The following is a 15,250-nucleotide window of genomic DNA, read 5'->3' on the forward strand; positions in this document are numbered from 1 at the left end:
TGGAGACGCCATGGCCGGAAAGTAACGCAGTTCCTTGCCCGAATATTTTTTTCGACTTGCGACAACTGAGGTAAGATCCCCACTCTGTCGTCTTCCTGCCATCGCGGCAGGAGAAGAGGCGTGCGCATTTTCGGATATGCCCTGCGGACGCTCGCGGTCGCGGCGCTGATCGCGGCGGCGCCGTCGGCCGATACCCGCGATCCACCGTCCCCCGCCGGCCCGGCCCGCTTCGACGGCGACCTGTCGGTGATGACCTATAATATCCACGGCCTGCCCTGGCCGATGGCTTGGGACCGTCCCGCCGATTTCGCCCGGATCGCCGCGACATTGCGGACGCTGCGTTCAGAGGGGCGCAACCCGCAGATCGTGCTGCTGCAGGAGGCCTTCACCAGCCATGCCCAGGCGATCGGCCGCGCGGCGGGCTATCGCTACATCGTCGATGGTCCGGGGGAGGACGCCGCCAGCCCGCAACCGCCCGCCCCTGCCGACCTGCGATTCGCGGCGGCGCAAAGCTGGTCCCATGGCGAGGGCATCGGCAAATGGGTCGGCAGCGGCCTTCAGATCCTGTCCGATTTCCCCATCTCCGGCGTGCATGCGATGGTCTATCCCGGCTATGCCTGCGCGGGGTTCGACTGTCTGGCAAACAAGGGCGCGCTGCTGGTGCAGATCAGGCTGCCCGGCGGGGGCGATCCGGTGGACATCGTCACCACCCATCTCAACAGCCGGCGCGCTTCCGATGTGCCGGACGAACGGTCGAACCATGCCCATGACCGGCAACTCGCCTGCCTGACCGCCTTCATCCGCCGCTTTCACGACCCCCGCGATGCGCTGATCGTGGCGGGCGATTTCAATGCCGGGCAGACCCAGGCGCGGCGCAGCGACCTGATCGAACAGGCAAGAGGCTGGAGCAGGAGCACGCCCGTGAATAATGCCTATGCGGCGGCGGAAAGGCTTCGCCTGCCGCTGTCCGCCGATGCGCGGCTGTCGGAACGGCGCGGCCGCGACTGGGAATTTTTCGCGCCGGGCCGGAGCACAAATGTCGCGCTGCGCCGGATCGAGGTGCCCTTCGGCCATGCCGCCGACGGCAGCATGCTGTCGGACCATGTCGGCTATGCCGCCGTCTTCGCGCTCCAGCGGCGGCCTGTCACCACGACCTTGTGAAACCCACCGTCCATTGCCGGGGGCGCAACGGCGTATATTGCGGCCCCTTTCCGAGCGAAAAGGGATTGCCGAAGGCGAAGCTGTCCGCCCTGCAATCGAACAGGTTGCTGCCCGCCATGCGGATGCCCCATGCCCCCTTGCGCAGCAGCAGATCGGCATCGGCCAGCGCATAATCGCCCATCTGGCGGTCCAGCCCCGGATCGAAGCTGAGCCGGGAGCGGCTGAGATAGTTGAGGCGCACCCCCGCGCTGCCGTTCCAGCCCCCAAGCTCGAAGGACCGGCTCAATCCCCATCTTGCCGTCCAGCGCGGAATGACGGGAAGATGCCGGTCCTCAATCTCCGTCCCGTCGCTCGTCTTTGTCAGCAGGGCGCTTTGCACCACCAGCCCGGCGCTGAGCGCCCAGTCGCGCGCGGGCGCCCAGTCGACCGACAATTCCGCCCCATGGATGCGCGCATCCCCGACATTGCGGGTGCCGATCAGCCCGTCCGACAGCAGATAGTCGGATTGCAAATGCGACCATGTCGTCAGGAAAGCGTCGGCATTGATCGTCAGTCCCGCTGGATTGCTGTGACGCCAGCCCGCTTCGAAGGTCTGCAATTCGTCGGAATCGAAACGCTCCGCCGATCCCGTGCCGGTTTGCGAAAGCCCGCCCGGACGCAGCGCTCCGGCATAGCGCAGATAGAGGAAATCCCTGCCCCCCGCCTGCCACGACAAGGCGAGCGATGGGGTAAATCCGCTGCGCGACACCGAAACCTCGACCCGCGCCCTTTTCGCGCCCCGTTCCTCCTCGGTCCGCGAATGGAACAGGCGGCCGCCGATATCGAGCGACAATGTGCGGGACAGCGGCACGCGAATGTCACCGAAGGCCGACAGTTCGCGCACCCCCTGAGTGCCCGTCGCGACCGTGACGTCGCCCGCCTCGTTGCTGATCGTGCCCAGCAGATGGTTGCGCACGTCCATGAAGGACAGGCCCGCCAACCATGACAGGCCGCCGCGGCCGGTATGGGACAGGCGGATTTCCTGATCGAACAGGCGGTTCCGTCGCTGCTCAACATAAAGCGCCGGAGCCGGAACGCCGAAGGCCGACGCCGACAGCGCGCTCGCATCCAGCGTGCTCGACACGTCATGGTCGACCCAGTTGCCCGCATAGACAAAATCCGCATCGCCCAGCTTCCCCGCCACGCGCAGGGCGGCCATGGCGAAGTCATTATCATGCGGCTCGGCAGGCTGCGCGGGCCGCTCCAGCCGGTGCCGGGCATAAACATATTGGCTGTCCGCGACATCCTGCATCTGCACCATGCCGTTCAGGTCGACGGTCCAGTCCCCCGGCAGCGCGCGCAGGGCGAGGCGAAGGCCGCTGACCTCTCCCCGGTTCGCATCGCCGCGCCCGGCGGTGTCGATCCAGCCCGGCTCGCGCGCCGCATAGGCAACGCCGCGCAGCGCCAGCCGGTCCGCGACCAGCGGCAGGTTGACCATCGCCTCCACATCGCCGCCGGCATCGCCATGCGCCGCGATGGAGCCGCCCCCGCCCGCCATGGCCGCGAACCGCCCGGCATCGGGCGGACGGGTCACGATATGGAACACCCCGCCCAATGTGCCCGTGCCGTACAGCGACCCCTGCGGCCCCTTGAGCAGTTCCACCCGCTCGACATCGACCAGCCGCAGGTCGGGATCGGGCGCATTATAGGTGGCGCGGGCGTCGTTCACCAATATGGCGACGGTCGACTGGCTGCTGCCGTTGAACGGGCTGTCCGCCACGCCCCGGATGAACTGCCGGTTGCGCCCCGGCCCCAAATTGGTGAGCGTCAGCCCGTCGAGCTGCCGCGCCACATCGGCGGTGCCGGGCAGCGGCGTTCCGGTCCGCTCACCCGGCGCCTCCGCGATGGCGACCGATATGGGCAGGCTTGAAAGCGGCTCATCCCGCTTGGTGCCGGTGACGATGATGTCCACATTGCCGCCAGGCTGCGGCGGAAGCCGATCCGCCGGACGCCGGGGCAGCGGCCGTTCGGCGCGGACCAGACGAAATGTCGTCGGCGTCAGGCGCTGCGCTTTCAGCCCCGTGCCCTCCAGCATCGTCGCCAGCGCCTGCCGCGCCGTCAGCCGTCCGCTGACCGGCCGGGACCGGACGTCCGGCAATCGCCCTTCGAAACCGACCGCTATGCCCGTTTGCCGCGACAATTCCGCCAGCGCGGCGGGCAGCGGCGCGGCGTCGATGCTGATCTGCCGGGACTGCGCCCAGGCGCTGCCCGGCGCGGCGAGTTCAGCCGCCGCCAGCGCGCAGCAGGACAGCGCCGTCCTGCCGCCCAGCTTCGCGCACGATCCGAAGGTCCATAAGCTGCGCCACTTCACCGACAAGACCAGATCCGTCCCCCACGATCAACACGCCGGAAAAGCGCCGGCCGGCGACGTCCGCCCCAGCCCTGACAAGCACCCCTGCATAGCGGCTGATGTCGGACGCGACCAGAGACAGCGGCACGCCTTCATAAACCAGCCGTCCCTGCCGCCAACTGCCGATGGCGGCGGGCGCGACCGCGCTGATTTCGCCTTGGTGCGTGGTCCGGTCGATGACCATCTGCCGTCCGGCGGAGAGGCGGACCGCATTGTCCGCGCCCGCCGGCTTGAGCGCGATCACGCCCTCCGCCACCGCGACGCGCATCGTCCGGGTGTCGGCCAAAATGTCGAACCGCGTGCCGATGTCGCTGATTTCCTGCCCGCCCGCCCGGATCGTCATCGTCCGGTCGGGACGATGGGGAATGTCGAACAGCGCGCCGCCCTCCAGCGCCAGCTTGTCCTGCCCCTCGCCCTCCACCCGCAAATGGCTGGAGGCGGCAAGGGTGATCCGCGATCCATCCTTCAGCGCGATGGTGCGGCTCTGCCCGGCGCCGGTGCGATAGTCGGCCGCCGACGGCGCAGGCGACAGGGACAGGAAAGTCGGAACGGCGACCGCCAACGCCATGGCCGCCGCGATCCCGCCACCGGCCCAGAGGCTCCAGCGGCGGGGCGACGCGACCGGGTCTTCCATGGCGGGAAATGCCACCGGCACAACCTCAATGGGCGGCAACAGCGCGGCCAGGGTAGGACGATGATCGGCAATCCGGTCATCCAGCAGCGCGATCTCATCGAAGGCAAGGCGATGCGCGGGATCGGCCTCCAGCCACAGCGTAAAGCCGTCCCAGTCGAAATCCGCATCGTCCTGCGCACTGTGCCAGGCAATCGCCCGGTCGATGATCGTCTCCGTCATGGTTCCGTCCCGTTACGGTCCCTTGGCCGGGCATAGCCGCCCGTCCACGCCGTTCTGTCTCCCCTGTGACGTTACCATTACAGCATTGCCTCAGTCCTCGCTCAACGCGCGGCGCAAATATTTCATCGCGACCGCCATATGCTTTTCGACGCCGCTTTTGCTGATGCCCAGGCGGGCCGCGACCTCGCCATGGGGCAACCCCTCGACCTTGTGCAATTGAAAGGCGCGCCGCGCGCCCGGCGGCAGATTGGCGATGGCGGAGGCAAGCCGGGCCGCCTCCTCCCGCGCCGTCATCTGCTCCAGCGCATCGGCATGGGGATCGACGGGATCGGCGTGCCGCATGTCAGCGCCGGATGCCAGTTCCATCCAGGCCCGGTCGCGCACTTCGCGCCGTTTCGTCTCGCGCAGTCGGTCGAGCACCAGATTCTGCGCGATGCGATAAAGATAGGCCCGGGGATTGGCGATGGGACCGCTGCCCCCCTCCCCGATGCGCAGCCACATGTCGTGCAGCACATCCTCCGCTTCGGCGGCATTGCCGGTGCGCGCGATCAGGAACCGCAACAGCTCGCCGCGAAGCGCGTGATAGACAGTTTCCAGCCCGCCTTCCATTCTGGCGCCCTTCCGATCGACACACCCTCATTCTCCCAACCGGCGGGCTTTGCAATTTAATTGCCTGTAATGTTGCGGTAAGAAGCCAATATGCTCCTGCAAAGGCAGGAGCATGCGGCACTTTACATAAACAATCCTACAGCCGCTCCCGCACCGTCCGCGTCACTTCCTCCAGGAAATCGGCTGCCGCCCGCACCCGCGGCAGCCTTTGCAGATCGGCATGCATGACCAGCCAATAGCTGCGCCATACCTCCATCGACTCGGGGAAAAGCTGGACCAGCCGGTCATCCTCCGCCGCCGCGAAGACGTGCAGCACGCCCAGGCCCATGCCCGCCGCCACTGCCGCATGCTGCGCCGCGCTGGAACTCGCCCGGAAGACGATGGCCGCGCCGGGCAGCAACTGGTCAAGGGCGATCATCTCCGCAAATCCGGCCAGTTCCTCGATATAGGAGACGAAGACATGGCGGCTGAGGTCGGTCCGCGCCGCCGGTTCACCCTGCCGTTCCAGATAGGCCTTGGAGGCATAGAGGCCGAGGCGATAATCGGTCAGCTTGCGCGTCACGAACCGGCCCTTGGGCGGGGGTTTCAGCATCACGGCGATCTCCGCCTCCCGCCGGGACAGGCTGGCCGCCTTGCTTTCGGATGCCAGTTCCAGCGTCAGGCGCGGATGCCGCTCGCGCAACTCCGCCACACGCGGCGCGATCAGATGGCTGGCAAAGGCCTCCGGCGTGGCGAGGCGCACCGTCCCCTCCACCTCCCGGTCGCGTCCGGCGACGCTGCTCATCGCGGCGAGCAATTCGCTCTCGATCCGCTCGGCATGGGGCACCAGCGCGAAGGCGGCGGGCGTCGGCGTGACACCACGCGGGCTGCGGTCGAACAGGCGGGCGCCCAGCGTCGCCTCCATATTGGTCAGGCGCCGGGCGACCGTGCTATGATCCACGCCCACCCGGCGCGCAGCGGCCAGCATATTGCCCTCCCGCATCACGGCCAGGAACAGGCGCAGTTCGTCGGAATTCAGCATGGGCAAATCCGCACAACTAATGTGTCCACATACCCGTATATCTGCAAAGCTGACCCGTCTATACCAAAGCCATCCCACCGGCAGGAGAGGAACCGGAAAAATGCGTTCAATTACTCATTTCATTCATGGGCAATCCGCCCCGCTGGCGGGCGCGCGTCTGGCCGACGTGCTTAACCCCTCGACCGGCGCGGTGCAGGCGCAGGTTGAACTGGCCACCGCCGCCCATCTCCAGAAGGCGGTCGACTCCGCCCTTGCCGCCCAGCCCGAATGGGCCGCGACCAACCCGCAGCGCCGCGCCCGCGTGATGTTCCGCTTCAAGGAACTGATCGAGCAGAATATGGACGAACTCGCCGTCCTGCTCTCCTCCGAACATGGCAAGGTGGTGGCCGACGCCAAGGGCGACATTCAGCGCGGCCTGGAAGTCGTGGAATTCGCCTGCGGCATCCCCCATCTGCTGAAGGGCGAATATACCCAGGGCGCAGGTCCGGGCATCGACGTCTATTCGATGCGCCAGCCGCTGGGCATCGCAGCGGGCATCACGCCCTTCAACTTCCCCGCGATGATCCCGCTGTGGATGAGCGCGATGGCGATCGCCTGCGGCAATGCCTTCATCCTCAAGCCCTCGGAGCGTGACCCGTCCGTGCCGGTGCGCCTGGCTGAACTGGCGATCGAAGCGGGCATGCCGGCGGGCATCCTGAACGTCGTCCATGGCGACAAGGAAATGGTCGACGCCATCCTCGACCATCCGGCCATCAAGGCGGTCAGCTTCGTCGGATCGTCCGACATCGCCAACTATGTCTATGCCCGCGGCGCCCAGAACGGCAAGCGCGTGCAGGCGATGGGCGGCGCGAAGAATCACGGCATCATCCTGCCCGACGCCGACATGGACCAGGCGGTGGCCGATATCGTCGGCGCGGCCTATGGCTCGGCGGGCGAGCGCTGCATGGCGCTGCCGGTGGTCGTGCCGGTGGGCGAGGCGACGGCGGACGCCTTCCGCACCAAGCTGATAAGCGCCATCGAGACGCTGCGCCCCGGCATCCCGACCGATCCCGACGCGCAATATGGCCCGCTCGTCACCGCCGTGCACAAGGCGCGGGTGGAAAGCTATATCCAGATGGCCGCCGATGAAGGCGCGGAAATCGTGGTCGACGGGCGCGGCTTCTCGCTCCAGGGCTATGAGGAGGGCTTCTACCTCGCCCCGACGCTGATCGACCGGGTGACGCCGGAAATGAAGAGCTATCAGGACGAGATTTTCGGTCCGGTGCTCCAGATCCTGCGCGCCCAGACCTTCGAGGAGGCGCTGAGCTATCCGTCGAAGCATCAATATGGCAATGGCGTCGCCATCTTCACCCGCAATGGCGACTATGCCCGCAAGTTCGCCGCCGATGTCGAAGTCGGCATGGTCGGCATCAACGTGCCGATCCCGGTGCCGGTCGCCTATCACAGCTTCGGCGGCTGGAAGCGTTCGGGCTTCGGTGATCTCGACCAATATGGCATGGACGGCGTGCGCTTCTACACCCGCACCAAGAAGATCACGCAGCGCTGGCCCGACGGCGGCGCGGTGATCGACCAGAGCTTCGTCATCCCGACGATGAAATAAGCGTGCAGGGGAAGGGCGTGCGCGCCCTTCCCGTCGCCTCACGTCATGGCGGGGCGGACCGGCGGCTTCCGGACGGCCATTGCGGAGCGCCTGAACCAGAAGGTCCAGACCGTCAGCGTCCCGAGCAGCGTCATCGCCAATCCGGACAGGGTCATGACCAGCTTGAACGCCAAGCCACCGACCTTCGCCGTGTGAAGCGGGTAGAGCAGATTATAGCCCTGCACCGCCATCGGCAGCGCGGCCGCATCGCGCGCGGCGACCAGCGCGCCGCTGTCGGCCGCGAACCATAAAGTGGTGCGGCCATTGGGCAACCATTCCTGCGGCCGCCGCATGCGGATGGTGATCAGCCCGCTATTCTTGCGCGGCAGGGTCAGGCTGCGCAGCTCCGCGTCGGGAAAGCGCGCCTTCGCCGCCATGACCATCCCCGCCCAATCCAGTTGCGCGGCCAGCTTGGCGTCACGCGGCGGCGGCGGCGGTGCCAGAGCCTTTTCGATCTGGGCAGGCGCCCCCGGTCCGAACAGCAGCGCCGCCATCGGGCGAAACACCTGCACCGCCCCCGTCACCAGCGACAGCAGCAGCAGCGGCGCGACGATCACGCCCAGATCGCGATGATGCCGCACGATCGCCGGCCGGCTCATCCGCGCAGGCCATAACCGCCACTCAAAGGTCCGCCGCGTACGCCACCAGAGGATGAGGCCGGTCACGACGAAAAACAGCCCACAAAGCCCGGCTATGCCGATCGCCCAATCGCCCGCCTCGCCGGAGAAAAGATGGTGGTGGAAATCAAACAGCCACAGTTCGGGCCGTTCCCACTGGCTGCCCCACCGCGTCACAACGGCGCCGCGCTGATCCGCATAGGCGCCGCCACCACCCTCGAACAGCAGCTTCAGCAGCCCGAAATCGTCGGACGCATAGCTGATCGACAAAGGCCGCGCGGTGGGATCAGCCATGATGCGCTGCGTCACCTGTGCCAGTTGGCGGACATCCTCCACCCGCGGATCACCCGCATGGGGCGCCAGCGTCCAGGCATTTTTATGCACCAGCAGCGCGCCGGTGAGGCCCAGCAGGGCCAGCAGCAGCCCGATCAGTCCGCCGGTCCAGCGGTGCAGAGTGTCAATCAGCTTCACTTGAATCGATAGTCCCAGGAGAGGGTGAAATTGCGTCCGCGCCCCGCGAAATAATGGGCATTGTCGTTGGGCCGGACGGTCCGGCTGTAATAGTCGATATGAAAACTGTCGAAGATATTTTGCGCGGCCAGCGTCAGTGCCCCGAACCGGGTCTGATAACGCAGCGACAGGCCGGTCACGTCAGAGCCGTCGAGCCGGTAGAGCGGCGATAAGCGTCTCGAAACCCGGCATGGCGCGCCCATGGCTGATCTTGCAGCCATATTTGCGGTGCGGTTCTATGAGATCGCTGTCAGTCATATGTGTGGAGGCGATGCTTAGCCTGCCTAGCTTGACCAACAAAGAGAGATCGGCCACCACTCAAGCGTCTCGTTGATGATATGAAATCCTAATTCCCGCCGCGCAACCTGGTGCAACATGATTATGTGCGACCGATGAATTGTTGCCTTGCCCGGCGCGCCATCACCGCGCGAGCATGCAGGCACGACAAGGAATGAAAATGACGGCTCACCTGAATTACCCTGCGCTTGAACTGCCGGCGATCGGTAACGGCAGCGCGACTGTAATTGCAGACGGAGTCTTTTGGCTGCGGATGCCGATGGGCGGCAGCTTGGAAGCGATTAATCTTTGGGCGCTGGCTGACGGCGATGGCTGGACCATCGTCGACACGGGCCTGCGAACCACCGAAACCACTGCGGCATGGCGCCAGGCATTCGCTTCGACCTTGGCGGACCGGCCGGTGCGGCGCATCATCGTCACCCATCTCCATCCCGACCATAGCGGCATGGCAGGCTGGCTGGCGCAGAAACAGCCCGCTCGGCTCTGGATGACGCGGCTGGAATATCTGACTCTTCGCGTTCTTGCCTCCTATACGGGTCAAGAAGCGCCTGAGGAGGCGATCCGATTCTACCAGACCGTTGGCTGGGAAGAAGATGCTCTCGATCACTATCGGGCGCGGTTCGGAGATTTCGGTAAGATGCTCTATCCCTTGCCCGACAGTTTCCGTGCGCTGGAGGATGGCCAACGGCTCATCATCGGGGGCCGTGAATGGGTGATCGTCGTCGGCAAAGGACATTCGCCCGAACATGCCATGCTCCATTGCCCCGAGATGAAGTTGCTGATTTCGGGAGATCAGGTGCTGCCTGAAATCTCATCCAATGTTTCGGTTCAGCCTTTGGAACCGGAAGCCGATCCCCTCACCGACTGGCTGGAGACGCTCAAGGCGATCCGTCAAAGAGTGCCGGATGACGTGCTCGTCCTTCCGGCTCACGGCAAGCCGTTCCATGGACTGCACGCCCGCATCGGCGCCTTGATCGACGGGCATGAAGCGGGCCTTGCTCGTCTGCTCACACTGGTTGAAACGCCGAAACGGGCAATCGACGTCTTTCCGGCTTTGTTCAAACGCCAGATCGATCGGTCTGTTCTGGGCCTTGCCACAGGTGAAAGCCTGGCCCATCTCGCCTGCCTTCGAAGCCGAGGGCTTGTAACGGAAGAGGTCGATGCTGCCGGTATCAGATGGTGGCGCGCCCTGGGCACAATCTAATGGGATCGCAGTCGATCCTTATCGACAACTGGTCGCCTTTTCGAACAAGTTCGACTTGAAGCGAAGGAACAGCCGGTTCCCCCCTTAGGCGACGCCTCGCTTGTGCCCCGCTCAAATAGCCATAGAGGTAGAGCTTGAGCAGCATGGGAATGAGGCGCAGTTTTCCCGGCGCTTCAGGTATGAGTTCCCTTTAACTCAGCGCTTACCCGTGCAATCTCATGGCTGAACTGGTCGGGGCCGTGCCCCGGCACGAATGCGTCAAGTCGATCGTCAATCTCCGGCCAGCGGGCCAGGATCGCATCGGCAGCATCGGCTCCGTCCACCACCAGCCCTTGCGTCAACAATATCCTCGCGCTCTCATAGCTGCCTGCGCCGGCGCACAGGATAGCGCCATTGGGCGCATCGGCCGCCGAGAGAGCTACGACGGCGGGCGCGACCAGCGCCGGGTCGAGCTGCAGCAGCTCGCTTGCCTCATATAATCCATCGGTCATGCGCGTTGCCGCGGATGGCGAAAGGCAATTGACGCGGATGCCATATTTCTCACCTTCCAGGCGAAGGGTTTGCATGAGGCCTACCAGCGCCATCTTCGCGGCGGCATAATTGGCCTGACCGAAATTGCCGAACAGGCCCGATGAGGAGGTGGTGAAGATGATCCGTCCATGCCGGCGCTCGCGCATGCCGTCCCAGACCGCCTTGGTGCAATGGACCGATCCCATCAGGTGGACCTCGATCACCGCGCGGAAATCCTCCATCTCCATCTTGGCAAAACTTCTATCGCGCAGGATCCCGGCATTGTTGACGAGGATATCCACGCCTCCCCATTGATGCTCCACATTGGCCACCATCGCGCGCACGGCAGCAAGATCGGTGATGTCCGTTCCATCGACGATCGCCTCGCCACCGCGCGCAGCGATCTCGTCGGCCACCGCGCGTGCGCCTCCAACATGGCCGCCAAGGTCATTCACCACCACCCTTGCACCATGTGCCGCCAGCGCCATTGCGTGGGCACGGCCAAGCCCGCCTCCTGCGCCGGTCACGATCGCGATCCTGCCCGTAAGGTCGATCATCGCCATGTCTGTCCCATCCTGCTTCGTCATTGCCTAACAGCGCTTACCCACGCAGAACCGGAGCCGGAAATCGCTTCGCCCTATGTCGATCATAAGTCCAAAAGATAGGCAATCCTTCGCCGGATTTGCCATGTAGGATGAAGGAAAGCGGCAGTTGCATTGAAATGATCCAGCAGAGGATGGACTTGAGGCACAATGGCTAATCTCAACCGTTTCGACTTCAATCTGCTTCTCGCGCTCGACACGCTCCTGTCTGAGCGAAGCGTCACGCGGGCGGCCGATCGGCTGTGCGTGACCCAGCCGGCGCTCAGCGGTTCGCTGCAACGGCTGCGCCAGCATTTTGACGACCCGCTCCTCCTGCGCGTCGGGCGCGAGATGGAACTGACGCCCAAGGCGCGCGCCCTCATCGAGCCGGTTCGCACCGCCCTGCTGCATATCAACGCCGCCCTTGAAACGCAGGCGATCTTTGATCCCGGAACATCGGAACGGACCTTTCGCGTCGCGATGTCAGACTATTGCGTCCACGTTTACCTGCCAAAGGTCGTGCGCATCCTCGCGGCCCGCGCGCCGCAACTCAGGCTCATGATCGAGAATGTGTTCGGGCCAAGCTTTTCGAGACTCGAGGGCGGGGATATCGACATGGTGATCACCCATGGCGACCGCAGCCTGTTCGGTCGCGAGGGACGCGACGTCGACCTTCTGACCGCTGACCTGTTCACAGACAGCTTCGTATGCGTCGTCGCGCGCGATCATCCCATTGGGGAGACGATGACGAAGGACGACTATCTGTCCTATCCGCACGCCCTTGCCTTTTTCGGCGCCAATGTGCGCACGGTCGAGGAAGCCGAGATCGAGCGGCGCGGGATTGTGATCAAGGAACTGCTGCACGTCCCGACTTTTGCAGGATTATTGCAGATGCTGCCCGGCACAGAGATGATTGCCACGGTGCAGAGCAAGCTGGCGGAGCAGTTGGCCGACACGGATAAGGTCCGCCTATTGCGGCCGCCGATCAACCTTGGCACCCTTCAGGAGACACTCATCTGGCATAATCGCAGCGATGATGATCCAGGTCATATCTGGCTTCGCGAAGTGTTGAAGGAGGCAGCGGCGGAACTGGGCTGAACCATTGGCGCCGCGCCTCCTTTCCTCGATCAGAGGAAGACCGCCAGGTTCGGGGTCTGGAGAATCGTCTCAGCCAGAATGATCGTGCGCCGCACCAGACGGCATTTTCCCTCGGCATCGATGCGGATGCGATCGATCCGGCGTGCGGGAATCCATTCATAGGCCCGGTCGATGGCGCGCTGGCGATAGAGGGAGAGCGCGCTGTGGACCCGATAGAGACCATTGCCCTCCTCCTCCTCGACGAAGATCGATCCCACCGTCCGCACAGTCCGCGAGGCAGGGTCTTCCGCCCAGTTCTCGCTCGTGCCCATGCGTTCCAGGCGCTTGCGGATCATCGCCATATCCTCATGCATGCGGAAGGCGCCCTTGGGGAACTCGTCCTCCCGCTTGCGTGCGCTGATGCGCAAGGGGATCTCGTAAAGTATCTCCTCGGCGAGGAGGCCGACCCAGTCCTCGAGCCGGCCATTGTCGAGGAGCATGGCCTCATGGCCCAGGAACTGGCGGATGGCGAATTCCACATCAGGCGTGATCGCGCTCATTTGCCGGTCTCCACCATCTGGCTCAGCCAATGCTGGTAAAAGGCGCGCTGGCTCGGCTCGCCGGGCCCCGGACGCCAGGCTTCTCCCGGTCCTTCCCAGCTCTCGTCCAGCGTCTGCTGCCCCATGCCCTCCATGCCCATCTGCATGTTGAACGATATGTTCTCCTTGCGCGCCCAGACACTGCGGGCTGCTTCGGGGGCGCCTTCCCATACTACAGTATCGTCCTGTTCGAAGATACCTGCCGAACTGAAACCGAACTGGCCCGCGGCATAGCTGTCGGCGGCCTGCTGCTCGTCCATGAAGTTCCACTTGATCTGCCAGGACCACAGTTCCATTTCCCCCGGCCCCGAGGGCTGCCACTGACGCCAGGATGTGTAGACCGCAGGCGGCTTGCCCGGCGAGGGCGGGCCGAAGAAGCGCAGGAAGGACAGGTTCGGGAAGATGGTGCCCACGATCGGCGGGTTCTTCTTCACCACGTCCTGCAGCAGGGGATCGATGCGATCGAGATCGAAGTGCTGCTGGATGTCGGGCGGATAGTACCAGACATGGCCATCCGGACCGAACATGCTGTCGAAATCATGCCCAAGGAAGCTGTGTCCGCCCGGGATCACATAGTGCGTCGAATAATTATTGAGGACGTCGAACCCTTGCGCGAGCTGGATCGTCTGGACCGAACCATGTGCGACGCCGACATGATAGCCGTCGCCGCCGAAATTTTCCGAGCCAGTCTTCCAGTCGCCGCGTACCTTGTAGCGGTCCGGCGGCCCCATCGGACTCATGCCGCCCGGATGCAGGTCCATCAACCCGCGCATGAACCATGCGGCGCCACCCAGATAGTCCATGAGCGTAGGGGCATCGGGATCGAGCGAGGCGAAGATCATCCCGAGGAAGCTCTCGACATGGGGAGCCTTGAGCAGCCCCCAATCCTTTGGGTCGAGTCCCTTATAGGCCTTGCTCTTGTCGGGCGCGCCGATCCAGTCGCCATTATTCTTGAAGACCCAGCCGTGATAGGGGCAGCGGAAATGGCTCTGGTTGCCGACATCGGTCTGACAGAGTTTGGTCCCGCGATGGCGGCAGAAATTCGCCAAGACGTGGATTTCATTCTTTGCGTCGCGCGTCACGATCACGCTGTCGCGCCCGATCCGGCGCTGCATGAAATCGCCCTTGTCGGGGATTTCGGACTCGAAGCCGAGGAACACCCAGCTTTTCGCGAAGATGCGTTCCATCTCGGCGTCGAAGATGTCGGCATTGGCAAAGATGTTGACGGGGACCAGACCCCGATCCAGTTCGCCGCGGGTCCGGGCGAGGATGTCGTCCAGACGCTCGCTGATACCGGGGCGCGATTGCGCTGCGTGCATGACCATGATCGCGTCCTTCCTCAGCGGGCAGAGATGATCGGGCGATTGGCGAGACCCTGATCGGCCATGATGATCTCGCCCGTCAGGATGCGTTGCATGGGATCGGCGAGGAGCGCGTAGGCCGGGCCATATTCCGCGCCGGTGGGCAAGTGATCGAGCAGCGTGACCTTGCGGATCATCGCCATGAAACTGTCCTTGGGGATGTCGTTCTGGCTTTCGCCCTCCAACCCCAGAGCGCCGGGGCCGCGCAGGTCGGAGTCCGCGATGCCGCAGGGCGAAACCGCATTGACCCGGATGTCGGGCGCAAATTCGAAGGCCAATTGGCGCACGACGCCCAGCACCGAATGTTTGGACGCGGTATAGAGCAGTCCGCCGCCGTCTGCGCAGTAGGAGGCATTGGAAGAGGCCGTCAGCGTGATCGATCCGTTGCGCCTTGCCAGTTCTTCGCGGAACACCACGGCGGACAGGATATAGCCCAATACATTGATCCGCATCACTTCGTCGAAGGCGGCGGGAATCTTCTCCAAAGGCAGCTCCGAAATCGGCCGATTGCCGTCGAAGATACCCTGGGCGCCGACGAGGCAGTCGACCCCGCCGAACCTGGCGACTGTGGCGTCACGAAACCTCTTCAGAGCCTCAATGTCACGCACGTCGCCTTCCATGACGAGCGTATCGTCGCCAAAGGCCTGCTGGAGCGCGGCAACCTTCTCGGACGAGATATCCAGCAGGGCCAGCTTCGCGCCCAAGGTCCGGAAATGTTGGGCCAGCCCGAGCCCTAGGCCAGAGCCGCTGCCGGTCAGCGCAACGACGGCGCCTGTAAGATCGGTCATGTTGTTCCCTACTCCCATTATATTCTCACGCGAC

13 protein-coding genes and 1 pseudogene are annotated in these 15,250 nt (G+C 64.5%); 4 read left to right on the plus strand and 10 right to left on the minus strand.

Going from position 1 to position 15,250, the window contains the following annotated elements; genetic code table 11:
- The first annotated feature begins 120 nt into the window (after positions 1-120).
- The gene (locus tag VVT58_RS19670) at positions 121-1,161 is read left to right on the plus strand and encodes an endonuclease/exonuclease/phosphatase family protein (RefSeq protein WP_327753937.1); all 1,041 of its coding nucleotides are present in this window, start codon (positions 121-123) and stop codon (positions 1,159-1,161) included.
- Here VVT58_RS19670 and VVT58_RS19675 read toward each other — a convergent pair.
- The 4 genes from VVT58_RS19675 to VVT58_RS19690 all read right to left on the minus strand — a co-directional run bounded on the left by VVT58_RS19675 (position 1,145) and on the right by VVT58_RS19690 (position 6,033).
- On the minus strand, positions 1,145-3,511 hold the full coding sequence (locus tag VVT58_RS19675) for a TonB-dependent receptor (protein ID WP_327754033.1): 2,367 nt from the start codon (positions 3,509-3,511) through the stop codon (positions 1,145-1,147). The genes VVT58_RS19670 and VVT58_RS19675 overlap by 17 nt on opposite strands.
- Positions 3,423-4,403 (minus strand): FecR domain-containing protein, encoded by a 981-nt coding sequence (locus tag VVT58_RS19680; RefSeq protein WP_327753938.1) that lies wholly within the window; start codon positions 4,401-4,403, stop codon positions 3,423-3,425. Before VVT58_RS19680 ends, VVT58_RS19675 begins: the two co-directional genes overlap by 89 nt.
- A gap of 90 nt (positions 4,404-4,493) precedes the next feature.
- The gene (locus tag VVT58_RS19685) at positions 4,494-5,012 is read right to left on the minus strand and encodes an RNA polymerase sigma factor (protein ID WP_066562390.1); all 519 of its coding nucleotides are present in this window, start codon (positions 5,010-5,012) and stop codon (positions 4,494-4,496) included.
- Between the two features lie 136 nt (positions 5,013-5,148).
- Positions 5,149-6,033, minus strand: coding sequence for a LysR family transcriptional regulator (locus VVT58_RS19690; protein ID WP_327753939.1), 885 nt, complete (start codon positions 6,031-6,033; stop codon positions 5,149-5,151).
- A gap of 100 nt (positions 6,034-6,133) precedes the next feature.
- Here VVT58_RS19690 and VVT58_RS19695 point away from each other — a divergent pair, with 100 nt between their 5' ends.
- Positions 6,134-7,633 (plus strand): CoA-acylating methylmalonate-semialdehyde dehydrogenase, encoded by a 1,500-nt coding sequence (locus tag VVT58_RS19695; protein ID WP_087573093.1) that lies wholly within the window; start codon positions 6,134-6,136, stop codon positions 7,631-7,633.
- A gap of 38 nt (positions 7,634-7,671) precedes the next feature.
- Here VVT58_RS19695 and VVT58_RS19700 read toward each other — a convergent pair whose 3' ends face one another.
- Together VVT58_RS19700 and VVT58_RS19705 are read right to left on the minus strand one after the other, a co-directional pair.
- Positions 7,672-8,760, minus strand: a complete 1,089-nt coding sequence (locus VVT58_RS19700) for a PepSY-associated TM helix domain-containing protein (protein ID WP_327753940.1) — start codon at positions 8,758-8,760, stop codon at positions 7,672-7,674.
- Positions 8,757-8,963: pseudogene (locus VVT58_RS19705) on the minus strand (hypothetical protein); the annotation flags it as partial. The pseudogene VVT58_RS19705 and the gene VVT58_RS19700, both read right to left, overlap by 4 nt.
- A gap of 293 nt (positions 8,964-9,256) precedes the next feature.
- On the opposite strand from VVT58_RS19705, the gene VVT58_RS19710 reads away from it, so the two are divergent.
- Complete coding sequence (locus VVT58_RS19710) at positions 9,257-10,300, plus strand: MBL fold metallo-hydrolase (protein WP_327753941.1); 1,044 nt, start codon at positions 9,257-9,259, stop codon at positions 10,298-10,300.
- Positions 10,301-10,473: 173 nt separating this feature from the next.
- On the opposite strand, the gene VVT58_RS19715 is transcribed toward VVT58_RS19710, so the two are convergent.
- A complete protein-coding gene (locus VVT58_RS19715) occupies positions 10,474-11,397 on the minus strand; it encodes an SDR family NAD(P)-dependent oxidoreductase (RefSeq protein WP_327753942.1) in 924 nt (307 codons plus the stop codon).
- Between the two features lie 165 nt (positions 11,398-11,562).
- Here VVT58_RS19715 and VVT58_RS19720 point away from each other — a divergent pair, with 165 nt between their 5' ends.
- Positions 11,563-12,489, plus strand: a complete 927-nt coding sequence (locus VVT58_RS19720) for a LysR family transcriptional regulator (protein WP_327753943.1) — start codon at positions 11,563-11,565, stop codon at positions 12,487-12,489.
- 29 nt (positions 12,490-12,518) lie between these two features.
- On the opposite strand, the gene VVT58_RS19725 is transcribed toward VVT58_RS19720, so the two are convergent.
- Genes VVT58_RS19725 through VVT58_RS19735 form a run of 3 tightly spaced genes read right to left on the minus strand, consistent with a single transcriptional unit; the run spans position 12,519 to position 15,216 of the window.
- Complete coding sequence (locus tag VVT58_RS19725; protein WP_327753944.1) at positions 12,519-13,028, minus strand: aromatic-ring-hydroxylating dioxygenase subunit beta; 510 nt, start codon at positions 13,026-13,028, stop codon at positions 12,519-12,521.
- On the minus strand, positions 13,025-14,392 hold the full coding sequence (locus tag VVT58_RS19730; RefSeq protein ID WP_327753946.1) for a Rieske 2Fe-2S domain-containing protein: 1,368 nt from the start codon (positions 14,390-14,392) through the stop codon (positions 13,025-13,027). Before VVT58_RS19730 ends, VVT58_RS19725 begins: the two co-directional genes overlap by 4 nt.
- A gap of 14 nt (positions 14,393-14,406) precedes the next feature.
- Positions 14,407-15,216 (minus strand): SDR family oxidoreductase, encoded by an 810-nt coding sequence (locus VVT58_RS19735; protein WP_327753947.1) that lies wholly within the window; start codon positions 15,214-15,216, stop codon positions 14,407-14,409.
- Between the last annotated feature and the right edge of the window lie 34 nt (positions 15,217-15,250).

The sequence above is a fragment of the Sphingobium sp. SJ10-10 genome, from assembly GCF_036038995.2.
Taxonomy (GTDB): Bacteria; Pseudomonadota; Alphaproteobacteria; order Sphingomonadales; family Sphingomonadaceae; genus Sphingobium.